This is a genomic window from Streptomyces chryseus, from assembly GCF_014650755.1.
Lineage (GTDB): Bacteria > Actinomycetota > Actinomycetes > Streptomycetales > Streptomycetaceae > Streptomyces > Streptomyces chryseus.
In genome coordinates this window covers 181,415-204,025 of the sequence record NZ_BMVO01000010.1, presented here as the reverse complement: position 1 = coordinate 204,025, position 22,611 = coordinate 181,415, and the positions used below count along the sequence as shown (strand labels likewise).

Genomic DNA, 22,611 nt, shown 5'->3' with positions numbered 1-22,611 from the left:
GGCATTCCGGCCCGGCACGGGCGCGGAGGCATGTCGGCAGAGGCTATCGGATGTACGGAAGCAGGAGTTCACGGCCCGTTCACGCCCCGATAAGACCGGTCCGGGACAGCGGGCGGCCCACCGAGATCATCTTGGTGGATCAGTGCCCCGCCCCACAAACCGCGGGCACCGGGGGGTCCCGGGACGCCCTAGGGTGGCCGTTATGACATGGCTGATCACGGGTGGGGCGGGTTACATCGGTGCGCATGTGGCGCTGACCATGGCGGCGGCGGGTGAACGGGTGGCCGTCCTGGACGACGTCTCGTCCGGGATCCCGCACCGGCTGCCCGCGGACATCGCGCTGGTACGCGGCTCCGTGCTGGACCGGGAGCTGCTCGACCGCACGCTCGCCGAGCACGACGTCACCGGTGTGGTGCATCTCGCGGCGCGCAAGCAGGTCGGGGAGTCGGTCGAGAAGCCGCTGCTCTACTACCGGGAGAACGTGTACGGACTCACAGTGCTCCTGGAGGCCGTCGCGGCGGCCGGGGTGCGGCGGTTCCTCTTCTCCTCCTCCGCCGCCGTGTACGGCATGCCCACGGCGGAGCTGATCCCCGAGGACACCCCCTGCGCGCCGATCAATCCGTACGGCGAGACCAAGCTGGCCGGCGAGTGGCTGGTGCGGGCCGCGGGCCGGGCGCACGGCTTCTCGACGGCGTCCCTGCGCTACTTCAACGTGGCGGGTGCGGCGCGGCCGGAGCTGGCCGACACCGGGGTGTTCAACATCATCCCGATGTTCTTCGACCGGATCACGCGCGGCGAGGCCCCCCGGATCTTCGGGGCGGACTACCCGACGCCCGACGGCACCTGCGTCCGTGACTACATTCACGTCGCGGATCTCGCCGAAGCGCACCTGTCCGTCGCACGGGCCCTCACCGCCCGCGACGAGCAGACGGACCTGACGTACAACATCGGCCGCGGCGAGGGCGTCTCGGTGCGCGAGCTGGCCGACCTGGTGGGCGAGATCACCGGTTCCGCCCTTGCCCCGGTGATCGAGCCGCGCCGCCCCGGCGACGCGGCGAAGGCGGTCGCCTCGTCCGATCTGATCGCCAAGGAGCTGGGCTGGACGGCCGGCCGCGGCGTACGGGAGATGGTCGCCTCGGCGTGGGAGGGCTGGCTCCTGCGGCACCCCGAGGCCGCCGGGAACTGATCTGGCCGCCGCTCTGACCTGCGGTCATTTCCGCAGGTCAGAGCATATGACAACGGTGTTCAGCCCCGTGTTGCACATACCCCCCGCCCGTAGTTCACTGGCACCTCGGACCGATCATTCGCACCATCGGGGAGGCGTCTTTCATGGGGGCTGGGCACGATCACGGGCATACGCACGGCGGGCCGCCACCCACCGGTACGGCCGCCGCCGCGTACAAGGGGCGGCTGCGCATCGCGCTCGGTATCACGCTGACCGTCATGACGGCCGAGATCGTCGGTGGTCTGCTCGCCAACTCGCTGGCGCTGATCGCCGACGCGGCGCACATGGCGACGGACGCGCTCGGCCTCGCGATGGCGCTCCTGGCGATCCACTTCGCCAACCGCCCGGCCACCACCAAGGCCACCTTCGGTTACGCCAGGGCGGAGATCCTCGCCGCCCTCGCCAACTGCCTGCTGCTGCTCGGCGTCGGCGGCTTCCTGCTCTTCGAGGCCGTCGACCGCTTCATCACCCCGGCCGAGACCAAGAGCGGGACGGCGATCGTCTTCGCGCTGGTCGGTCTCGTCGCGAACATGATCTCGCTGTCGCTGCTGATGAGGGGCCAGAAGGACAGCCTCAATGTGCGGGGCGCCTTCCTGGAGGTGGTCGCGGACACGTTGGGCTCGGTCACCGTGCTGGTCTCGGCCGGCGTCATCATGGCGACCGGCTGGCAGGCCGCCGACCCCATCGCCTCGCTCGTGATCGGGCTCATGATCGTGCCGCGCACCTGGAAGCTGCTGCGGGAGACCCTGAGCGTGCTGTTGGAGATCGCGCCCAAGGGCGTGGACATGACCGAGGTGCGGGAGCACATACTCGATCTGCCGGGCGTCGACGACGTACACGACCTGCACGCCTGGACGATCACCTCGGGCATGCCGGTCCTGTCCGCGCACGTCGTGGTCAGTCAGGACTTCCTCGACTCGGTCGGACACGAGAAGATGCTGCACGCCCTGCAGGGCTGCCTCGGCGACCACTTCGACGTCGAGCACTGCACGTTCCAGCTGGAACCGAGCGGTCACGCGGAGCACGAGGCGCGGCTCTGCCACTGACGCGGATGAGCTGTTAGGGTTTTCCCGGGACATGCGGGTCCCGGGGACACGACGAGGGGAGCTGAGGTTGATGACCGTCACGGTCGATGCTGCTGCGAGCAGTGTCCGGTTCATCCTCGACTCCCGGGCTCTCGGCTGACCCTTCGTCGCGACCGTGCGCACGTGTGCGCACGTCACTTCGCGCGCCTCGGCCGGAGCCCTCACATCAAAGGGTTCCCACGTTGACCGACAACGCCATGTTCGAAGCATTCATGACCCTGCACCGCGGGCTGCCCCGCCAGGGCCCCGGCTCGGACGCCACCACCCGCCACCTCCTCTCCCTCGCCGGACCTCTGCCGCGCCGTCCGCGCGTGCTCGACCTGGGCTGCGGCCCCGGCCGGGCCTCGCTGCTGCTGGCGGCCGAGTGCGGCGCGCAGGTGACGGCCGTCGACCTGTACGAGCCGTTCCTGGCCGAGCTGCGCAGCGCCGCCGGGGCGCGCGGGCTCGACGGTTCGATCCGTACCGTCGAGGGCGACATGGGCGAACTCCCCTTCCCCGACGGGTCGTTCGACCTGGTCTGGGCGGAGAGCTCCGCCTACAGCATCGGTTTCGACACCGCGCTGGACAGGTGGCGCCGTCTCCTCGCACCCGGCGGCGCGCTCGTCGTCACCGAGTGCGAGTGGACGACCGAGGAGCCGTCACTCGGCGGACGCGCGTTCTGGGACCGGCACTACGCGCTGCGCGGCCGGGCCGAGAACACCGCCGCGGCGGTCTCGGCCGGCTACGCGGTCCTCGGGGTGTACGAGCAGCCGGCGAGCGACTGGGACGAGTACTACGGCCCGCTCGCCGCCCGCGCCGACGCCGCCGACCCCGCCACGCCCGGAATGGAGCAGGCGCTCGCCGCGACCCGTGAGGAGATCGCGGTGCGCGCGGAGCACGGGACGGAGTACGGCTACACCGGCTATGTACTGCGGCCGACCGCCGTCCTGAGCTGACGGACCGTCCGCCCCCGGCGCCGTGCGCGGCGGGGGCGGACATGCGGTGGGGTCCGCGAAGTACGGACAAGACGCTTTTGTACGGCAGACTTGGACGCCGGGAACCGATGCGAAGGATGGTCATGCCGAGCACACCAGTCACCGCGGCGAACAGCTCGTCGAACGGCACAGCGCAAGAGATCCTGCTTGAGCTGGTCGACGAGGACGGCAACACCATCGGCACCGCGGAGAAGCTCTCCGCGCATCAGGCTCCCGGCCGCCTGCACCGCGCCTTCTCGGTCTTCCTCTTCGACGAGACCGGGCGGCTGCTGCTCCAGCGCCGGGCGCTCGGCAAGTACCACTCCCCCGGCGTCTGGTCCAACACCTGCTGCGGACACCCCTACCCCGGCGAGTCGCCGTTCGCCGCGGCGGCGCGTCGTACGCACGAGGAGCTCGGCATCTCCCCGTCGCTGCTCGCCGAGGCCGGCACGGTCCGCTACAACCACCCGGACCCCGATTCCGGTCTGGTGGAGCAGGAGTACAACCACCTCTTCGTCGGGCTGGCGCAGAGCGCGCCGCGGCCGGACCCCGGGGAGGTCGGCGAGACGTCGTTCGTGACGCCGGACGAGCTGGCCGAGCGGCACGCGCGGGCCCCGTTCTCGGCGTGGTTCATGACCGTGCTGGACGCGGCGCGTCCGGCGATCAGAGAGCTGACGGGCCCGGCCGCGGGCTGGTGACGGCCGCCCCGGCCAGCGGCAGGGCGACCCAGATGACCTTGCCGCCGCCCGCGGTGTGCTCGACGTCGCACATCCCTCCGGCCTCGGCGGTGATCTCCCGCACGAGCAGCAGGCCGCGGCCGCCGGTCTGCGCGTAGTCCCGTTCCAGCGCCTTGGGCCGGTAGGGATGGTTGTCCTCGACGGACACCTTGATCCACTCGGCGCCGATGGCCACCTCGACGGCCAGCTGCGGCGAGAGCAGCGCGGCGTGCCGTACGGCGTTGGTGACCAGCTCGGAGACGATCAGCAGGAGTCCCTGCGCCACGTCGTCGTGGACCGGTACGCCCTGCCGGTCGAGCAGATCACGGACGGCGTGCCTGGCTTCCGGTACGGAGGCGTCCGCCGCCGGGGCGGTGAAGCGCCATACTCCCTCGTACCCTGCCGGTGCGTCTTCTCTCGTCACCACGCGTCGAGTGTTGGGAACGGGCTGGTCCGGACCGGGCTTCTGAACAGAAGTCAGCCGAATTCGACCGCTTCCGACCGTTGCGGCTATGCCTGTGTCAGTCGCGCGTCTCTTCCTGATCCTCCGGTGTCGCTGCCGCGACCATACTGACCATCTGACGACCGCCCGTCCCGATCGCGATCAGGCCGAGGCCGTCGAAGAGCAGGGCGAGGGAGAAGAAGCAGCCGAGTACGTACAGGCTGCTGTGCGGCCAGTCGAAGAGCACGAGCAGGCCGAGCAGTACGCCGAAGGCGCCCTGCACCAGCGTCCAGCCGAACTGCGGGCCGCGCACCACCACACTGCCGGCCAGCCGGAAGACGCCGCCGGTCAGGAAGAGCAGCGCGGCGAACATCGTCAGCGCCTCGGCGGTGCCTTCCGGGTGGCGCAGGACGACGATCCCGGCCGCCAGGTTCAGCGCCGCGACCACCACGCCCAGCCAGAAGAAGTTCGATCCGCGCGACTGCACCGCCTGGAGCAGCCCCACGAGACCGCCGACGAGCAGCAGCCAGCCGAAGAGGATCATCGACGTGAGGGTGGCCAGGCCCGTGTAGACGAGGCCGACGATTCCGCCGAGCACGAGAATCGCGCCCAGGACCGTCAGCCAGCCGAAGCGGCGGCTGAGTTTCCTGCCCTCAGGCGTGCCCGTACGTCCGGCCATGAGCGACTCCTCACCACGACGGTGTCCGCTTGTCGGCCCCTTCCCGATCATAGGTTCGCACCGTCCGGATAGCATCCGGCGCATGGAGCCGCAGCTCGACCACACCGTCGCGGACGGGGTCGCCACCGTCGTCATCAGCAATCCGGCCAAGCGCAACGCCATGACCGCCGGGATGTGGGCGGCGCTGCCCGGGCTGCTGGAGCGGCTGGCCGGGGACCGGGAGGTGCGGGCGCTCGTGCTGACCGGCGCGGGCGACACGTTCTGCGCGGGGGCGGACATCTCCTCGCTGCGCGAGCGGGGCGAGCGGGACGGCGAGCCGGGTGACGCGCCGCAGGGACTGGCCGTGCGGGCCGAGGACGCGCTGGCGGCCTTTCCCAAGCCGACGCTGGCCGCCGTACGCGGCTACTGCGTGGGCGGGGGCGGTCAGCTGGCCGGCGCCTGCGACCTGCGGTTCGCGGAGGAAGGCGCGTCCTTCGGGATCACGCCCGCGAAGCTCGGCATCGTCTACCCCGCGTCGTCGACCCGGCGGCTGGTCTCCCTGGTGGGGCCTTCGACGGCCAAGTACCTGCTGTTCTCCGGCGAGTTGATCGACGCGGAGCGGGCGCTGCGCACCGGTCTCGTGGACGAGGTGCTGCCGCGCGGTGAACTGGACAAGCGGGTGGCCGAGTTCACGCGCGTGCTGGTGTCGCGCTCGCAGCTGACGCAGGCCGCGGCGAAGGAGTTCGCCGACGGCCGGGACGACCGGGACGCGCACTGGGCGGCGCAGGCACGCGGCAGCGGCGACACCGCCGAGGGGGTCGCCGCCTTCCTGGAGCGCCGTACGCCCCGCTTCACGTGGACGCCCGGGCCTACTGGAGGATGAACCGGCTCTTGCCGCGGAACTCCTCGACGAGCGCGGCAGGCGCCTTCTGCGGAGATCCGGCGTCGTACGGCGGCTGGGGGTCGTACTCCGTCAGCAACTGCACGGCCCGCGCGTGCTCGTCGCCCGCGATCCTGCCGATCAGGGTGAGCCCCATGTCGATGCCGGACGAGACGCCGGCGGCCGTGACGTACTTGCCGTCGGTGACCACGCGCTCTCCGGTGGGCTGGGCGCCGAAGGTCTCCAGATGGTCCAGAGCCAACCAGTGCGAGGTGGCCCGGCGGCCTTCGAGGAGCCCGGCGGCGGCGAGGAGGAGCGAGCCGGTGCAGACGGACGTGGTCCAGGCGGTGGTGGCCTCGACGGTACGGAGCCAGCCGAGCAGCGCCTCGTTCTCCATCTGGCCGGACTGACCGGGGCCGCCCGGCACGAGCACGATGTCGGGGCTCGTGACGTCGGCGAACGTCCTGTCGGCGACCAGCGCGAGCTCGCCCCGGTCGTTGCGCACGGGTCCGGTGCGCTCGGCGACGAAGACGGTCTCGGCGTCCGGCAGGCGGCAGAGCATCTCGTAGGGGCCGACCGCGTCGAGTGCGGTGAAGCGGTCGAAGAGCGCTATGGCGATCTGCGTCATGGCGTGGTGTCCCTTTCGTGGGCGGGTGTGATCGTGGGCCATCGCGTGCGGAGTGGTGGTTTGTGGACGGTGCTCAGCCGGCGGTGTGGGGCCGGAAGCGGCGGCGGTACTCGGCGGGCGCGGTGCCCAGGCTCTTCACGAAGGCGCGGCGCATCGCCTCGGGAGTGCCGTAGCCGCAGGCCCGGGAGATCTCCTCGACGCCTTCTGCCGAGTCCTCCAGGAGCCGCCGCGCGTGTTCGAGGCGTACGCGTTCGACGTACTTGCCCGGGGTCGTGCCCGTCTCGGACTGGAAGGCGCGGGCGAAGTGGCGCGGCGAGAGGCGGGCGCGCCCGGCCAGCGCCTCGACCGACAGGTCGTCCGCCGGGTGCTCCGTGATCCACTGCTGGACCTCCCGGAGCGGATCGCGCCGGGCGGTCTGGGCGGCGAGCTGGGCGCTGAACTGCGCCTGGTTGCCGGGGCGGCGCAGGAAGACGACGAGGTGGCGGGCGACGGTGAGCGCGATGTCCCGGCCCAGGTCCTCCTCGACGAGCGCCAGCGCCAGGTCGATGCCCGCGGTGACGCCGGCCGAGGTCGCCACGTTGCCGTCGCGTACGTAGATGGGGTCCGGGTCGACGTCGACGGCCGGATAGAGGCGGGCCAGGTGGTCGCTCACCCCCCAGTGCGTGGTGGCCCTGCGGCCGTCGAGCAGTCCGGCGCCGGCGAGCAGCAGCGCTCCCGTACAGACGCTGACCAGGCGCTCGGCGTGCGGGGCGGTCTCGCGGAGCCAGTCGGTCAGGCGCGGGTCAGGGTCGCGGGTGCCGGGACCGCCGGGGACGAGGAGGGTGTGCGGCGCGGGCTCGTCGGCGAGGGCGGCGTCGGGGACGAGTGTCAGGCCGCTGGACGTGCGGACCGCGCCGCCGTCGAGGGAGGCGGTGCGGATGCGGTAGGCGGCGTCCGCGTCCCCGCGTCCGCCGTCGGGGCGGCCCTCGGCGTGACCGGCTTGCAGCGCGGCGCCCGCGAAGACCTCGACGGGGCCGGTCACGTCCAGGCTCTGGACGCCGTCGAAGAGGACGACGAGCACGCTGCGTACGGATCGCTGGGTCATGGGTCCATCCTTCGGCGGCCCACGGATGTCCGCAATGACGAGGACCCCACCTTTCCTGCCACGGGGGCCCCGGCACTTCCCGGCGTACTGACCAGTCGGTAGCGTTGTGGCCATGACCTCTCTGCCCGCGCGCGCCGGCCGCCGCTGCCACAACGCCCTCAATCCGCTGCACTCGACCGTGTACTTCTCCCCCGACTTCACCAAGGAGCTGGCGGAGGTGGGCGTCACGGACAGCAACGCCGCCTACTTCGCGGGCCGGGGCGCCGCCATGGGCGCGGTCGGTCCCGGTGTGATCACCGCCGCGTTCTACAACTTCAACCACGCTCTCGTCGCCCGCCACGTCCCCGAGGTGTGGCGTACGGCGTCCCCCGAGGTCGTACTGGAGGCGCGGCTGCGCGCGGTCGACACCACGTTGCGCCGGCTGCTCGGCGAGGAGGCCCTCGCCTCCGCCGAGATGGCCGAGGCCGCCGGGCTCGCCCTGCGCGCCGCCGAGGCGTGCACCCGGCACGCGCGCCCCCTGTACGCCGCCCACGCCGACCTGCCCGTGCCCGAGCAGCCCCACCTCGCCTACTGGCACGCCGCGACGCTGCTGCGCGAGCACCGGGGCGACGGCCACCTCGCCGCGCTGCTCGCCGCCGGGCTCGACCCGCTGGAGGCGCTGGTCAGCCACACGGCGACCGGCAAGGGCATGTCGCCGCGCTGGACCCTGGCGACGCGGGGCTGGAACCGTACGGACTGGGAGGCGGCCTCGGCGCGGCTGCGGGAGCGCGGGCTCCTGGACGCCGACGGCGAGTTGACCGAGGCGGGCACGGCCCTGCGCGCCGACCTGGAGGAGACCACGGACCGGCTCGACGCGGCGCCGTACGAGCACCTGGGCGCGGCGGGCACCGAACGGCTCACGGAACTCGGGCGGGGCTTCCTGGGGGCCGCGCTGGGGAACGGCGCGTTCCCTGCGGATCTCACCGGCAAGTGACATCGCCCCCGCCCCGGGGCGTTTGCGCCGCGCGATGACGGACACCCGTGCTGTGCCGGACAACGAAATGCGTGTCGGGCACCGAGACAGCAGGAGGTACAACGTGTTGCGTGCGATTGCAGATGGACTCCGGATGATCGGCTCGGCCATCGCGACGGTAGTGACCTTGCCCTTCCGGCTGGTCGCCAAGCTCTTCGGAGGCGCGTCCAGCACCGCGTCCCGGGGTGGCGGACGAGCGCGCCGCGCCTGACGGCCCGGCCGGGGCGCGCGCGACACGGGACCCGACGACCCTGCACAATGCAGGCTCAAGCACAGCCCGCAGGAGAAGGCGAGTCGGGAACATCGTGACGACGTCCATCGAAGGCAGGATCGCCGAGGAACTCGGCGTACATGAGCGGCAGGTCCGAGCCGCCGTCGATTTGCTCGACGGCGGCTCGACCGTGCCGTTCATCGCTCGTTACCGCAAGGAAGCGACCGAGATGCTCGACGACGCGCAGCTGCGCACGCTCGAGGAGCGGCTCCGGTATCTGCGGGAGCTGGAGGAACGGCGTACCGCCGTCCTGGAGTCCGTACGGGAGCAGGGCAAGCTCGACGAGGCGCTCGAAGCGCGGATCCGGGCCGCCGACACCAAGGCCCGGCTGGAAGACATCTACCTGCCGTTCAAGCCCAAGCGCCGTACGAAGGCGCAGATCGCGCGCGAGGCGGGGCTCGAACCGCTGGCCCAGGGGCTGCTGGCCGACCCCTCGGTGGAACCGCTCGCGGCCGCCGCCGCGTTCGTGGACGCGGACAAGGGCGTCGCCGACGCGCAGGCCGCGCTCGACGGGGCCCGTTCGATCCTCACCGAGAACTTCTCCGAGGACGCCGACCTGATCGGTGAGCTGCGTGAGCGCATGTGGTCCCGCGGGCGGCTGGTCGCGAAGGTGCGGGAAGGGAAGGAGGAGGCCGGCGCGAAGTTCGCCGACTACTTCGACTTCTCGGAGCCCTTCACCGCGCTGCCGTCGCACCGGGTGCTCGCCATGCTGCGGGGCGAGAAGGAGGACGTACTCGATCTGGTGCTGGAGCCCGAGGAGCCTTCCGCGTCGTCGTCGGATGCGGCCGTGCCGTCCGCGTACGAGAACATGATCGCCCGGCGCTTCGGGATCTCCCACCAGGGCCGCCCCGGCGACAAGTGGCTCGCCGACACCGTGCGCTGGGCCTGGCGCACCCGGGTGCTCGTGCACCTCGGGATCGACCTGCGGCTGCGGCTGCGCACCGCGGCGGAGGACGAGGCGGTGCGTGTCTTCGCGGCCAACCTGCGGGACCTGCTGCTGGCGGCGCCGGCCGGGACGCGGGCCACGCTCGGGCTCGACCCCGGTTTCCGTACGGGCGTGAAGGTCGCCGTGGTGGACGGCACCGGCAAGGTCCTGGCGACCGACGTGATCTACCCGCACGTGCCGCGCAACAAGTGGGACGAGTCGCTGGCGACCCTGGCGCGGCTCGCCAAGGAGCACGACGTCGAACTCGTCGCCATCGGCAACGGAACGGCGTCCCGCGAGACCGACAAGCTCGCCGGGGAACTGTGCGCCAAGCACCCCGAGCTGAAGCTGACGAAGGTGATGGTCTCGGAGGCGGGCGCGTCCGTGTACTCGGCGTCCGCCTTCGCCTCGCAGGAACTCCCGGACATGGACGTGTCGCTGCGCGGCGCCGTGTCCATCGCACGGCGGCTGCAGGACCCGCTCGCCGAGCTGGTGAAGATCGACCCGAAGTCGATCGGGGTCGGGCAGTACCAGCACGACCTGTCCGAGGTGAAGCTCTCGCGCTCGCTCGACGCGGTGGTCGAGGACTGCGTCAACGGCGTGGGCGTCGACGTCAACACCGCTTCCGCGCCGCTGCTTTCGCGTGTCTCCGGCATCAGCTCCGGGCTCGCCGAGAACATCGTGGCGCACCGTGACGCGAACGGCCCGTTCCGGTCGCGCAAGGGGCTCAAGGAGGTGGCGCGGCTCGGCCCGAAGGCGTACGAGCAGTGCGCGGGCTTCCTGCGCATCCAGGGCGGCGAGGACCCACTGGACGCGTCCAGCGTGCACCCGGAGGCGTATCCGGTGGTGCGGGCGATGGTGAAGACGGCGGGCAGCGGGGTCGGGACGCTCATCGGGAACACGGCGGTGCTGCGGTCGCTGCGGGCCGGTGACTTCGTGAACGAGAAGTTCGGGCTGCCGACCGTCTCCGACATCCTGAAGGAGCTGGAGAAGCCGGGGCGCGACCCGCGGCCGGCCTTCAGGACGGCGACCTTCAAGGAAGGCGTCGAGAAGATCGGTGATCTGGCGGCCGGGATGATCCTGGAGGGCGTGGTGACGAACGTCGCCGCCTTCGGGGCGTTCGTGGACGTGGGGGTCCACCAGGACGGGCTCGTGCACGTGTCGGCGCTGTCCAAGACGTTCGTCAAGGATCCGCGGGACGTGGTGAAGCCGGGCGACGTGGTGCGGGTCAAGGTCATGGACGTCGACATCCCGCGCAAGCGGATCTCGTTGACGCTGCGGCTGGAGGACGAGGCCGGGGCGGGCTCCTCCGGCGAGGGCAGGCGGGAGCGGGGCGGCGGCTCGGGCGGCCGTCCTCCGGCGCAGCGGCAGGGCGGCCGGGAGCGGCGCGGTGGCGGCGGTGCGCAGGCCGCTGGGCGCGGTGGTGGCGGTACGGGCGCTGCTGGGCGCGGGGGTGGCGCTGCCCGGCAGGCGCCCGCGCCGGCCAACAGTGCGATGGCCGACGCGTTGCGGCGGGCGGGGCTCACGGACCCGAAGCGGGGCTGACGGGGCGGTCCGGTGGGTGGGGGCCGGGTTCCGCTGCGCGGGGCTCTCCCCCACCGGCCCGTGCGGCCCCGGGGCTCCGGTGCCCAGAGACACCGACGGGCCGAGTCCGTCCGGAGCGGCGGCCCGACCGTACGCCGCAGGTCGCCGCTCCTCGGGGTGCCCGGTGGCTCGCGGCCCCCGGTCGGGCCGCGCCGGCGTCAGAGTTCGGTCACCTTGCCTGCCGCCACCTCGATGCGGCGGGTCGTACGGACCGCGTCCAGCATGCGGCGGTCGTGGGTCACCAGCAGGAGTGTGCCCTCGTACGTGTCGAGCGCGGACTCCAGCTGCTCGATCGCCGTCAGGTCCAGGTGGTTCGTCGGCTCGTCGAGGACGAGCAGGTTCACGCCCCGGCCCTGGAGCAGTGCGAGCGCGGCGCGGGTCCGCTCCCCCGGCGAGAGCGTGGTGGCGGGGCGCAGTACGTGGGCGGCGCGCAGGCCGAACTTGGCCAGCAGGGTCCGTACTTCCGCCGGTTCCGTGTCGGGCACCGCGGCGCAGAAGGCGTCCAGAAGCGACTCGGAGCCGTAGAACAGGCCGCGCGCCTGGTCGACCTCGCCGACGACCACGCCGGGGCCGAGTGACGCGTGGCCCCCGTCCAGCAGCAGGCGGCCGAGCAGGGCGGCCAGCAGCGTGGACTTGCCCGCACCGTTGGCCCCGGTGATCGCCACGCGGTCGGCCCAGTCGATCTGCAGTGACGCGGGGCCGAACGAGAAGTCGCCGCGCCGGACAGTCGCGTCGCGCAGCGTGGCCACCACCGCGCCCGAGCGCGGGGCCGCCGCGATCTCCATGCGCAGCTCCCACTCCTTGCGGGGCTCCTCGACGACGTCGAGACGTTCGATCATGCGCTGCGTCTGGCGCGCCTTGGCGGCCTGCTTCTCGCTCGCCTCGCTGCGGAGGTTGCGCCCCAGCTTGTCGCTGTCGGTGGCCTTGCGGCGGGCGTTCCTGACGCCCTTGTCCATCCAGCCGCGCTGCATCTGGGCCCGGCCTTCGAGCGCGGACTTCTTGTCGGCGTACTCGTCGAATTCCTCGCGGGCGTGCCGGCGGGCGGTCTCGCGCTCCTCCAGGTACGCCTCGTAACCGCCGCCGTACAGCTTGATCTGCTGCTGGGCGAGGTCGAGCTCCAGGACCTTGGTGACGGTGCGGGTGAGGAACTCCCGGTCGTGGCTGATGACGACCGTGCCGGCCCGCAGACCCGAGACGAAGCGTTCCAGGCGCTCCAGGCCGTCCAGGTCCAGGTCGTTCGTGGGTTCGTCCAGGAGGAATACGTCGTACCGGGACAGCAGCAGCGAGGCCAGGCCCGCGCGGGCGGCCTGGCCGCCGGACAGGGCCGTCATCGGCTGGTCGAGGCCGACCGTCAGGCCGAGGCTCGCGGCGACCTCCTCGGCGCGCTCGTCGAGGTCCGCGCCGCCCAGGTCGAGCCAGCGGTCGAGGCTGTCGGAGTACGCGTCGTCCGCACCCGGGGTCTCGTCGACGAGTGCCTGGGTGGCCTCGTCGAGGGCGTTCTGGGCCGCGGCCACTCCGGTACGCCGGGCCAGGAAGGCCCGTACCGTCTCGCCCTCCCGGCGCTCCGGCTCCTGCGGGAGGTGCCCGACGGTGGCGGTGGGGGGCGAGAGGCGCAGCTCGCCCGCCTCGGGGGTGTCCAGCCCGGCGAGCAGGCGCAGCAGCGTGGACTTGCCCGCGCCGTTCACGCCGACGAGGCCGATCACGTCGCCGGGGGCGACCACCAGGTCGAGACCGGAGAACAGGGAGCGGTCGCCGTGGCCGGCGGCGAGATCTTTGGCGACGAGAGTTGCAGTCATGAGGCCACGATCCTACCGAGGGGACGGGGCGGGACGGCGGGCAGCCGTGGGAGGGGGTGGAGGGAGCGGGTGCCGGGGGTGGAGGGTCCGGTCGAGGAGGGGGTGCCGGTGGGGTGGGTGCCGGAAGGGTGGCGGAGTGCGGCCGAGGGGTGGTCAGCGGATCATGGGGGCCACCAGGACCGCTCCCGTCGTGCGGGCCACGACGTACGACCGTCCCTTCGTCGCCCGGCCGTCCAGCGCGATCCGGTGCTTCCCCGGTTCCAGCACGTCGTCGAAGACCTCATGGGCGTGCGTCCGGTGCAACCGGTCCAGGCGGTACGCGATCAGCTGCACGTGGCAGGTGGACGTCACCTCCACTCCCGCCTCGCCCTCCGCCGCCACGAGCCGCGTCAGGCGGCGCTGCTCCAGGGGGCTGCGGTCCAGGGCGGCCTCGATCTGGGCCACCAGCAGCGGGACGATCGGCGCCAGGCCGTCCACGTAGGCGACGTCGGCGCCCGCCCGCTCGAACGCCGCCCGGGTGCCGGCCCGCACCCGCTCGTCCACCGCCCTGCCGAAGGCCACCGCTCCGTACGCCCGCAGCTCGTCGGGCGGTACGTCCGCCGCGTCGGCGGTGATGTCCGCGCCGATGTTGATCGTCCGCAGCGCCGCGGCCAGCTTGGCCAGTACGTCGACGCGCGCGCCGATCAGCAGCACGCGGCGGCGGGGCGGGGGCTCCTCGTCGCCGGCCGCGAGCAGTTGCTCCAGCGCCGCGCGGTACTCCCGGCCGCGGAAGCGGAACGGGCCTATCCCGTGATAGCCGTTCAGGTCCAGGTCCGCGGTCGCGGTGGTCTGCCAGGCGAAGTCCCGCCAGACGAAGTCGTCCCCGGCCCGCTCGATCACGGCGGTCACCGCGCCGCACTCCAAGCTCTCGCACTCGGGACAGCCGTAGATGACGTACCGGCCCTCGGGCAGCGGTGCTTGCGCTTCGAGGAGCAGGCTGCGGACCTGCGCGGTGAAGATGGCAGGTGGTACGTCGGCGGCCAGTGGGGACACCGCGTCGAGGCCCGACAGCTGGTAAAGCAGCGGACGGCCGTCGACGACGAAGTCCATGAAGTCGCGGTGCACTTGGTAGTCCCCGTTGACGAGGACACCGCCGGCCCGGATTGCCGGAGCCAGCCCGAAAGTCGCGTAGTCGGCAGACATGTCCTGAGTATCCCCAGCTATGACGTGATGTGAGCACGGCATCGCGGATTCCGTTGGCGTCCGGACGGGGACGGCGCGGTGGTCGTGCGCGGCGTCGGGGGTGCGGGTGGCCCTGGCTGCGGGGGGGTGCCGCGCCGGGGCGTCTCCTCCCGGCACCTCGGCGCCGGGAGGCGGTGATGTGGGTCAGGGGTTCTTCTTGTCGTCGGGGGGTGACGTGGTGTCGGTTTCCGGGGTGCCGGGGCCGATGCGGATCTCGAACTCGCCGGCGTACTTCTCGTGGCCCGCGATCACCGCGCTCTCCACGGCCTCCTCCGCGATCTCGCCGCGGACGATCAGCGGGTCCAGGCGCAGGTCGCGCATCAGGGCCAGGCACATGCCGATCATGACGAGTACGAAGGGCGCCGCGACCAGGATCGTGAGGTTCTGCAGGCCGGCCAGGGCGTCCCCCTTGCCGTCTCCCACCAGCAGCATCACCGCCGCCACGGCGCCGGTCACCACGCCCCAGAAGATGACGACGAACCGCGCCGGTTCGAAGGTGCCCCGCTGGGAGAGGGTGCCCATCACGATCGACGCGGCGTCGGCACCCGAGATGAAGAAGATGCCGACCAGGATCATGACCAGGAGGCTCATCACGCCTGAGATGGGGAACTCCTGGAGCACGCTGAAGAGCTGGCCCTCCGGTGTCGACTCCTCACCGAGCTGCCGACGCTCCTGGAGCTTCATCGCCGTACCGCCGAAGACGGCGAACCAGACCAGGCTGACGGTGCTGGGGACGAGGATGACGCCGCCCACGAACTGACGGATCGTACGGCCGCGGCTGATGCGGGCGATGAACATGCCGACGAACGGCGTCCAGGAGATCCACCACGCCCAGTAGAAGACCGTCCAGCTGCTCAGCCATTCGGAGACCTCGCCGCCACCGGTCGCCGCCTCGGTACGGCCTGCCAGTTGCGGGATCTGGTCGATGTACGCCGCGAGGGAGGTGGGGAGGAGGTCGAGGATCAGGATGGTCGGGCCGGCGATGAAGACGAAGACCGCGAGGATCACGGCCAGGACCATGTTGGTGTTGGACAGCCATTGGATGCCCTTCTCGACGCCGGAGACGGCCGAGAAGACGAACGCGGCGGTGAGGACTCCGATGATGGAGATCAGGAGTCCGGTGCCCGCTTTCTCCATCCAGCCCAGCTCGCGGAAGCCGCTGCCGATCTGCAGGGCGCCGAGGCCGAGAGAGGTGGCGGAGCCGAAGAGGGTGGCGAAGATCGCGAGGATGTCGATCACCCGGCCGGGGGTGCCGTCAGCGCGCTTCTTGCCGATCAGCGGGACGAAGACGGCGCTGATGGTCTGCCGCCTGCGGCGCCGGAAGGTGCTGTACGCGATGGCGAGGCCCACCACCGCGTAGATCGCCCACGGGTGGAGTGTCCAGTGGAAGAGGGTGGTGGCCAGGGCCGTCTGCATGGCGTCCGCCGAGTCGGCGGGGTCGGTCCCCGGTGGCGGGGTGGTGTAGTGCGCGAGCGGCTCGCTGACGCCGTAGAACATCAGGCCGATGCCCATGCCGGCGCTGAACATCATCGCGACCCAGGAGACGGTCCGGAACTCCGGGCCCTCGTGCTCCTGGCCGAGGGGGATCCTGCCGTAACGGCTGACGGCCAGCCAGAGGGCGAAGACCACGAAGCCGGAGGCGGCCAGGACGAAGGCCCAGCCGCCGTTGTGCATCAGGCCGCTCAGCATCGAGTCGGAGACGCTCTCCAGCGTGTCCGTGAAGACGGAGCCCCAGAGCACGAAGGCCAGGGTGAGAACGGCCGTCACGCCGAACACCACCCGGTCGGTCCGGGGCGTCTCGTCCTCGTGCGGGTGGCGGCCCGGGAGAGCCGCCCTCACCGGCAGCCGAAGCCGTTGAGCCGGTTTCTGTTCGTGCGACACAAGCGGCACCTTTCGGGAAGCACTGAGCTGATCTCGCTCCCGTACCCCCTACCACATGTGTCGCACATCACAAGTGCCTAACAGGCGGTGTCGGGCCTCCCTGCTGTGAGGGGGTAGGCCGCGCGGTCGTCGAGCAGGAGCGCCGCGAGGGCCCGGCGCGATTGACGCAGGGGTACGTACGCGCCCTCGCCCCGGGGGCGGGAGGTGACCCCGTGCAGGGCCAGTTCGTCCTTCACCTGCGCGTACTGGGCCGGCGAAAGGTGGTAGCCGCAGGGGGGATCCTGGATGGTCTCGGCGGGGTCGGGCGGGTCGTTGTCGGCGCCGCCCAGGTGGATCGGGCCCCGGTCCGCGAAGCCTTCGAGGCGGGCGCGGGCCGTGGCGGCCCCGATGCGGGCGCGTCGCTCGTCCACGAAGGCGAAGGCTCCGGTCAGGGCGGCCAGTTGGGTGTTCACCCGGCGCCTGTTGTTCAGGGCGGGGCTGTTCTTCTCGGCCTCGGTCAGCGGGTCCACCCGGGTCTCCACCAGGAGGCCCACCGCGTGCTTGATGCCTGCCGTGTTGCGCAGGATGCGCTCCTGGCCGTCGCCCGCCACCTGTTTGACCGGCTCGCCGGTGACCGGGTCCGTCCAGATGCCGTAGATGCCGCTGGTGAATCCGGCCTCCCGGGCGTGCGGGCGCACATAGGACTCGGAGAGGGTGTGGGCCTCCGCGTGCACCCGGTGGTCCGTGTTGGGGTTGCGGGGCCAGAGGGCCAGCAGGTCCTTGTCGTAGTACGGCGGGGTGGCGCCGTACTCGTGCAGGTCATGGACGAGGTCGGGTTTGTGGTCGCGCGTCACGGCGGCCATCGCCCGGGCCTCGGCCGTCTTGAGGGCGATGTGGTCGCGGTTGATGTCGATGCCGTCGGCGTTGGTGCGGGTGTTCGCCGCGCGGCCGTCGGGGTTCGCGGTGGGGATGACGAGGACCGTGGTGCGGGCGAGGAAGTCGAGAGTCTTCCTGTCCTTGGCGTACGCGAGGTCCCTGATGGTGGTCAGGCAGGCTTCGCGCCCGGACGGTTCGTCACCGTGCTGGGAGCAGATCAGCAGCACGGTGGCCGAGGTGTGCCGCTGAGCCGCGATGCGTACGAGGTTGAGCGGGCGCTGGCGGCCGGTCGTGCCGATCGTGGACAGCGTGACCCGGGTACTGGCGCGGTCGACGGCGCGCAGGAAGGTCTGCTCGTCGGGCTGGGTGGTCCAGCTCGCGCCGTCGGTCCGTTCGAAACCGGTGCGGGGCGGGGGCGCGGACGCCTGGGCCGTGGTGGTGGTCAGGGGTGCGGCCAGGGCCGTCGCCGTGGCGGCGACGACGAGGGCGCGGACACGGGGGTGCATCAGCGGGTGGCTCCCGGGATCGGGCGCTGGGCGCGGGGTGCGGTCACGCCGTCGAGGCGGGCTGCCGACGGTGCGGAGAAGTGTGAGCCTGCGGTGGCGCGGGCGAACGCCTTGGCGCCGCCCACGACGGGCAGGTCCGCGGCCGTGCGGGAGAGCGCCACTTCGAGCGTCGGAGTCGTCGACGGAGGGTCGATGAGGCCGGCGTCGGTGCCGCCGACGATCAGGGCGAGACGGTGTCCGGCGGGCACGACGTGGTCGCTCGCGTGGAGGTCGAGGGTGATCGTGTACCGCTTGCCCGGGGTGAGCGGGCGGCCCTCGGCGGGGTCGGCGTGGGTGCCGAGGTCGGCCCAGCCCCGGCTGAACACCGTGTGGTCGACGTCGGCGGTACGGGCCTTCGTCTCCTTGAAGCAGGAGCTGTCACCCGTGGTGCTCGGACCCCAGCAGGTGCGCCCGGGCAGGGTGGTGATGCCTTCACCCGGGGCGGTGTAGTCGCGGATCGTGTCCGGCCCGAGGTCGACGAGGACGGCGGACAGGTGCGCGGTGGAGGTGGAGGGCGTCGCCGTGACGGTCACCCGCGAGGAGCCGGACAGCCGGAGATCGCGGGTGAGCGGCTTGGTGGTGAAGCCCGCCTTGGAGGGGGTGGAGGTGTCGATCGCGGCCGCCCAGTCGCTCTCGGAGAGCTTCGGGTCGTCGGTGAAGGTCTCCGTGGCGCCGTACGCGGCGCGCTTCAGCGACAGGGTGCCGACGCCGGGCGCCGCGCCCTTGCCGGGGCGCAGGGTGGTGGCGTCCGTGGCGCGCGGCGGCCAGACCTTGTCGGTGGACCACTGGTCGGGGGCGCGCTCGATGTCGGCCATCGGCTCGCGGTCGATGCCGTTGTCGTAGCCGAGGAGTTCGTGGTCGAACCAGCGGTGCAGCGTCCTCACCCATCCCCCAGCTCTCGGCTCCGCTCGAGCAGGGGAGACCCCATTGGAGCGGCGGAAGTCGAACGGGTCGACGTGGCCGGTCTGTGACAGCCAGATCTTGCGGTCGACGCCCGCGTCGGCGAGGGCGTCCCACCACTGGCCGAAGTGCTTGGCGCGGACGTTGAGGTCCTGCATGCCGTGGACGACGAAGACGCTGGCGTCGACGTTCTCCGCGTCCGGTACGTAGTCGCGCTCCCCCCACAGCGGCGTGAAGTCGCCGTTGCGCGGGGCCTCGTCGACCAGGCGCTGCTGCACCGCCTGGCAGCGGGCGCGGGCCGCGGGGCTCTCGACGTAATCGGAGAGCCACTCGGGGCCGCTGTCGTAGAGGGGGGCGCCCTGGGCGAAGTAGTAGTCGTACCAGGAGGAGATGGCGCCGATCGGGACGATGGTCTTCAGGCCCTCGACGCCGGTCGCCGCGACTCCGTTGGCGATGGTGCCGTCGTAACTCTTGCCGATCATTCCGGTGTTCCCGGTCGACCAGCCGGCCCGGGCGCGCTCGCCGCCGGTGCGGCTGGTGTACGCCTTGCCCCGGCCGTTCAGCCAGTCGACGACCGCTTTGGCGGACTGGATGTCGGAGTGTCCGCCGACGTCCACACAGCCGTCGGAGCGGTTGGTTCCGGCGAGGTCGACGGCGACGAAGGCATAGCCGCGGGGCACGAAGTAGTTGTCGTAGTAGAGGGGGAACTGGACCGGGTTCCCGTGCGCGTCGTACGTCTTCTTCTGGCTCTCGTTGCCGCGCCCGCAGCAGGAGTAGTACGGGCTGGCGTCCATGATGACGGGGATCTTCCGGCCACGTTCGGCCGGTTCCCGGGGACGGACGATGTCGACGGCGACCCGGTCGGACTTCCCGTCCGCGTCACCGTCCATGCGCGTGTCGACCCATACGGCTTCGCGGATCGCGTCGTCGTAGGAGTAGACCGGTCTGCTCTCCTCGGGCGCGGCGCCCTGGGCGCTCGCCGGGGTCAGCATGACCGCCATCAGGGCGGCGGTGGCCGCCGGGACGAGCCTTCGCCATTTCGAGCGGGATCCCCACGCAGGTATCGGCATGGGCCTGGAAGTTACTCCGGTCAACTGCCGTGCAAAAGAGGGCAGGAGGGGGACTCGTGTCGGCCGGATGGCAGTCGTGTGACAGGAGCGACCATGGACATGACTGGTGGCGTGTGAGCTGAATATGGTGCGAACAGATTCTTCCAACTGACCACTTGGAGCATCCGTGCACCGCAGACTCATCGCCCCGGGCGCCCTGGCGGCCTCTCTTGTGCTGGCGATCCCGGCATCGGCCGCAGATTTCACCCCCGGCGCTCCGGGTATCGGCGACACCTACTACCCGGCGAGCGGCAACGGCGGATACGACGTCTCCCACTACGACCTGCGGCTGAAGTACCAGCCCAGGACGGACCTGCTGGAGGGCACGGCGACGATCCTCGCCACCGCCACGCAGAACCTGTCGCGCTTCAACCTCGACTTCGGTCTGGGGGTGAGTGAGGTGCGGGTGAACGGGAAGAAGGCGAAGTTCGTCAAGGAGGGGGACCAGGAACTCGTCGTCACCCCCGCCGCCCCGCTGGAGAAGGGCCGGGCCGTCCCGGTCGTCGTCCGGTACGCCGGGAAGCCCTCCGAGCTCAAGATCGGCGGCTACACCGCCTGGCACCGCACCCCCGACGGCGGCGTCGCCGCCCAGGAGCCGGACTCCGCCGTCTGGTGGTTCCCGAGCAACGACCACCCGCTGGACAAGGCGACGTACGACGTATCGGTGTCGGTTCCGGACGGCACGCAGGCCATCAGTAACGGCGTGCTCCAGTCGCAGAGCTCTAAGCTCGGCTGGACCCGCTACAACTGGCGCTCGAACAAGCCCCAGGCCAGCTATCTCGCCACCCTCGCGGTCGGCAGGTTCGACATCACCACGGACCGGACCGCGAACGGGCTGCCCGTGCTGAACGCCTACAGCAAGGACCTCGGTGACAACGCCGGGGCCGCGCGCGCCAGCGTCGAGCGGACCACCGAGGTGGCGGAGTACCTGACCGAGGTCTTCGGCCCGTACCCCTTCAACGCGCTCGGCGGTTACGTCCCGAACGTCACCAGCGGGTACGCCCTGGAGACGCAGACCCGGCCGTTCTACAGCCCCCGCCAGTTCGCGAACGGTGCGAACGTCTCGGTCGTCGTCCACGAGCTGGCCCACCAGTGGTACGGCGACAGCGTCGCTGTGAAGGGCTGGAAGGACATCTGGATCAACGAGGGGTTCGCCCGGTACAGCCAGTGGCTGTGGTCCGAGAAGGAGGGCGAGGGCACGGCGCAGGAGCTCGCCGACTACGTCTACGCGACGCGCGCCGCCGACGACCCGTTCTGGACGGTGGAGCCGGGCGACCCGGGGCCCGACAACCAGTTCCACATCGCCGTGTACGACCGGGGCGCGCTGGCCGTCCAGGCGCTCCGCAACGAGGTCGGGGACGTGGACTTCTTCACCATCCTGAAGGGGTGGCCGACGAAGTTCGCGCACGGCAACGCGAGCGTGGCGGACTTCGTGAAGTACGCCGAGAAGGTGTCGGGCAAGCCGCTCGCCGAGCTCTTCGACACCTGGCTGTACCAGCCGTCGAAGCCCGGAGCCCCGGAGGCGGCCGAGTCCCGGATCGCGCGCTCGTACGCCGGTGAGCGGGCGAAGCCCGCGCAGCCCGCGTCGTGGAAGAAGATCGCCGCGACGAACACGATCCACGCGCACGACCACCACTGACCGGCGGTACGCCGACGCCGCCGCCCCGCGCGAGGGGGCGGCGGCGTCTCGGCGCGCGGGGGCGGCGGCGTCGCGGCGGGAGTGGGTGGAAGCGCTCTCACGGCGTACCGGCCACGGATATCCTCGGTGCCCAGCAGCCCCGCCCCGCACCGCCGAGGAGCACCCGCCTTGCCCGAGCAGCCCGCTGGTTCCCGCCCCACCCTGGAAGCCGTCGCGGCCCGTGCCGGAGTCTCCAGGGCCACCGCCTCACGGGTCGTCAACGGCGGTGCGGGCGTGCGGCGGCCGCTGGCCGACAAGGTGCGGGAAGCCGTGGAGGAGCTGGGGTACGTACCGAATCACGCGGCCAGGTCCCTCGTCACGCGGCAGAGCGGCGCGGTCGCCGTGATCATCGCGGAGCCCGAGTTCAGGATCTTCTCGGACCCCTTCTTCGAGCAGCAGGTGCGCGGCATCAGCCGGGAACTGACGGCGCACGACTCGCAGTTGGTGCTGCTGTGGGTGGAGGGGCCCGGTGACTACGAGCGGATCGCCCGCTACCTCGGGGGCGGCCACGTCGACGGAGCGCTCGCCTTCTCGCTGCACGACGACGACGGGCTGCCCGCGCTCGTCCACCGCTCCAAGGTGCCGACCGTCTACGGCGGCCGTCCCGGCGCCGGGGCGGCGGCGGTTCCGTACGTCGACTGCGACAACCGGGGCGGGGCCCGTACCGCCGTGCGCCATCTCGTGGGCCTGGGCCGCGAACGCGTCGCGCACATCGCGGGCCCCCGCGACCAGACCTCCGCCATCGACCGCGCCGACGGCTACCACGACGTCCTGTTCGACGCCGATCCCGCCCTCACCGCGCGGGGCGACTTCACGGTGGACAGCGGTGCGCGCGCGATGGCACAACTGCTGGAGCGCGCGCCGGACCTGGACGCCGTGTTCGCGGCGAACGACCTGATGGCCGCCGGCGCCCTGCGGGTCCTGCGGGAGCGAGGGCGGCGGGTGCCCCAGGACGTGGCGGTCGTCGGGTTCGACGACATGGTGACGGTGGCGGCCGCCGCCGATCCCCCGCTGACCACGGTCCGCCAGGACGTCGAGGGCATGGGCCGGCTGATGGTCAGGCTGCTGATGCGGGTCCTGAACGACGGCGGCGACCGGGGGCCGGGGGCGCCGGCCTCGGTGATCATGCCGACCGAGCTGGTGCGGCGGGCCTCGGCCTGACG

General features: G+C 71.8%; 18 protein-coding genes and 1 pseudogene. 10 read left to right on the top strand and 9 right to left on the bottom strand.

Annotated elements, in window-relative coordinates; genetic code table 11:
• Positions 1 to 202: 202 nt before the first annotated feature.
• The 4 genes and pseudogenes from galE to idi all read left to right on the top strand — a co-directional run bounded on the left by galE (position 203) and on the right by idi (position 3,961).
• Positions 203 to 1,186, top strand: a complete 984-nt coding sequence (gene galE, locus IE185_RS17885; protein WP_138894315.1) for a UDP-glucose 4-epimerase GalE — start codon at positions 203 to 205, stop codon at positions 1,184 to 1,186.
• Between the two features lie 143 nt (positions 1,187 to 1,329).
• A complete protein-coding gene (locus IE185_RS17880) occupies positions 1,330 to 2,271 on the top strand; it encodes a cation diffusion facilitator family transporter (RefSeq protein WP_138894314.1) in 942 nt (313 codons plus the stop codon).
• 236 nt (positions 2,272 to 2,507) lie between these two features.
• Positions 2,508 to 3,227: pseudogene (locus IE185_RS17875) on the top strand (class I SAM-dependent methyltransferase); the annotation flags it as partial.
• Between the two features lie 140 nt (positions 3,228 to 3,367).
• Positions 3,368 to 3,961, top strand: coding sequence for an isopentenyl-diphosphate Delta-isomerase (idi, locus tag IE185_RS17870; protein WP_138894313.1), 594 nt, complete (start codon positions 3,368 to 3,370; stop codon positions 3,959 to 3,961).
• Here the strand turns inward: idi and IE185_RS17865 are convergent.
• Together IE185_RS17865 and IE185_RS17860 are read right to left on the bottom strand one after the other, a co-directional pair.
• On the bottom strand, positions 3,927 to 4,406 hold the full coding sequence (locus IE185_RS17865) for an ATP-binding protein (protein WP_138894312.1): 480 nt from the start codon (positions 4,404 to 4,406) through the stop codon (positions 3,927 to 3,929). The two genes, idi and IE185_RS17865, sit on opposite strands and share 35 nt — an antisense overlap.
• A 94-nt stretch (positions 4,407 to 4,500) precedes the next feature.
• Positions 4,501 to 5,100, bottom strand: coding sequence for an HdeD family acid-resistance protein (locus tag IE185_RS17860; RefSeq protein WP_138894311.1), 600 nt, complete (start codon positions 5,098 to 5,100; stop codon positions 4,501 to 4,503).
• 82 nt (positions 5,101 to 5,182) lie between these two features.
• Here IE185_RS17860 and IE185_RS17855 point away from each other — a divergent pair, with 82 nt between their 5' ends.
• On the top strand, positions 5,183 to 5,962 hold the full coding sequence (locus tag IE185_RS17855; RefSeq protein WP_138894310.1) for an enoyl-CoA hydratase/isomerase family protein: 780 nt from the start codon (positions 5,183 to 5,185) through the stop codon (positions 5,960 to 5,962).
• On the opposite strand, the gene IE185_RS17850 is transcribed toward IE185_RS17855, so the two are convergent.
• Both IE185_RS17850 and IE185_RS17845 read right to left on the bottom strand, forming a co-directional pair.
• On the bottom strand, positions 5,949 to 6,587 hold the full coding sequence (locus IE185_RS17850; RefSeq protein ID WP_138894309.1) for a DJ-1/PfpI family protein: 639 nt from the start codon (positions 6,585 to 6,587) through the stop codon (positions 5,949 to 5,951). The genes IE185_RS17855 and IE185_RS17850 overlap by 14 nt on opposite strands.
• A 73-nt stretch (positions 6,588 to 6,660) precedes the next feature.
• Positions 6,661 to 7,671 carry a GlxA family transcriptional regulator gene (locus IE185_RS17845; RefSeq protein ID WP_138894308.1) on the bottom strand — a complete coding sequence of 337 codons (1,011 nt, stop codon included), beginning with the start codon at positions 7,669 to 7,671 and terminating at the stop codon, positions 6,661 to 6,663.
• A gap of 112 nt (positions 7,672 to 7,783) precedes the next feature.
• On the opposite strand from IE185_RS17845, the gene IE185_RS17840 reads away from it, so the two are divergent.
• The 3 genes from IE185_RS17840 to IE185_RS17835 all read left to right on the top strand — a co-directional run bounded on the left by IE185_RS17840 (position 7,784) and on the right by IE185_RS17835 (position 11,424).
• Positions 7,784 to 8,644, top strand: coding sequence for an SCO6745 family protein (locus IE185_RS17840; RefSeq protein ID WP_138894307.1), 861 nt, complete (start codon positions 7,784 to 7,786; stop codon positions 8,642 to 8,644).
• A 103-nt stretch (positions 8,645 to 8,747) separates the two neighbouring features.
• Complete coding sequence (locus IE185_RS33715) at positions 8,748 to 8,894, top strand: LPFR motif small protein (protein WP_167367988.1); 147 nt, start codon at positions 8,748 to 8,750, stop codon at positions 8,892 to 8,894.
• A gap of 94 nt (positions 8,895 to 8,988) precedes the next feature.
• Complete coding sequence (locus IE185_RS17835; RefSeq protein ID WP_189715492.1) at positions 8,989 to 11,424, top strand: Tex family protein; 2,436 nt, start codon at positions 8,989 to 8,991, stop codon at positions 11,422 to 11,424.
• Positions 11,425 to 11,621: 197 nt separating this feature from the next.
• Here IE185_RS17835 and IE185_RS17830 read toward each other — a convergent pair whose 3' ends face one another.
• The 5 genes from IE185_RS17830 to IE185_RS17810 form a co-directional block, all read right to left on the bottom strand.
• Positions 11,622 to 13,259 (bottom strand): ABC-F family ATP-binding cassette domain-containing protein, encoded by a 1,638-nt coding sequence (locus tag IE185_RS17830; RefSeq protein WP_189715490.1) that lies wholly within the window; start codon positions 13,257 to 13,259, stop codon positions 11,622 to 11,624.
• Positions 13,260 to 13,412: 153 nt separating this feature from the next.
• A complete protein-coding gene (locus tag IE185_RS17825) occupies positions 13,413 to 14,441 on the bottom strand; it encodes an oxidoreductase (protein ID WP_138899643.1) in 1,029 nt (342 codons plus the stop codon).
• Between the two features lie 183 nt (positions 14,442 to 14,624).
• Entirely contained in the window at positions 14,625 to 16,361 is a 1,737-nt protein-coding gene (locus IE185_RS17820; protein WP_138907552.1) for a BCCT family transporter, read from the bottom strand.
• Between the two features lie 77 nt (positions 16,362 to 16,438).
• Positions 16,439 to 17,722, bottom strand: a complete 1,284-nt coding sequence (locus IE185_RS17815) for a M14 family metallopeptidase (RefSeq protein WP_138897641.1) — start codon at positions 17,720 to 17,722, stop codon at positions 16,439 to 16,441.
• Positions 17,722 to 19,731 carry a Xaa-Pro dipeptidyl-peptidase gene (locus tag IE185_RS17810; protein WP_138897642.1) on the bottom strand — a complete coding sequence of 670 codons (2,010 nt, stop codon included), beginning with the start codon at positions 19,729 to 19,731 and terminating at the stop codon, positions 17,722 to 17,724. The genes IE185_RS17815 and IE185_RS17810 overlap by 1 nt, the downstream gene beginning before the upstream one ends.
• 166 nt (positions 19,732 to 19,897) lie before the next feature.
• On the opposite strand from IE185_RS17810, the gene IE185_RS17805 reads away from it, so the two are divergent.
• Positions 19,898 to 21,409 carry a M1 family metallopeptidase gene (locus tag IE185_RS17805; RefSeq protein WP_138897643.1) on the top strand — a complete coding sequence of 504 codons (1,512 nt, stop codon included), beginning with the start codon at positions 19,898 to 19,900 and terminating at the stop codon, positions 21,407 to 21,409.
• Positions 21,410 to 21,577: 168 nt separating this feature from the next.
• Positions 21,578 to 22,609 carry a LacI family DNA-binding transcriptional regulator gene (locus IE185_RS17800; RefSeq protein ID WP_189715488.1) on the top strand — a complete coding sequence of 344 codons (1,032 nt, stop codon included), beginning with the start codon at positions 21,578 to 21,580 and terminating at the stop codon, positions 22,607 to 22,609.
• The last annotated feature ends 2 nt before the right edge of the window (positions 22,610 to 22,611 follow it).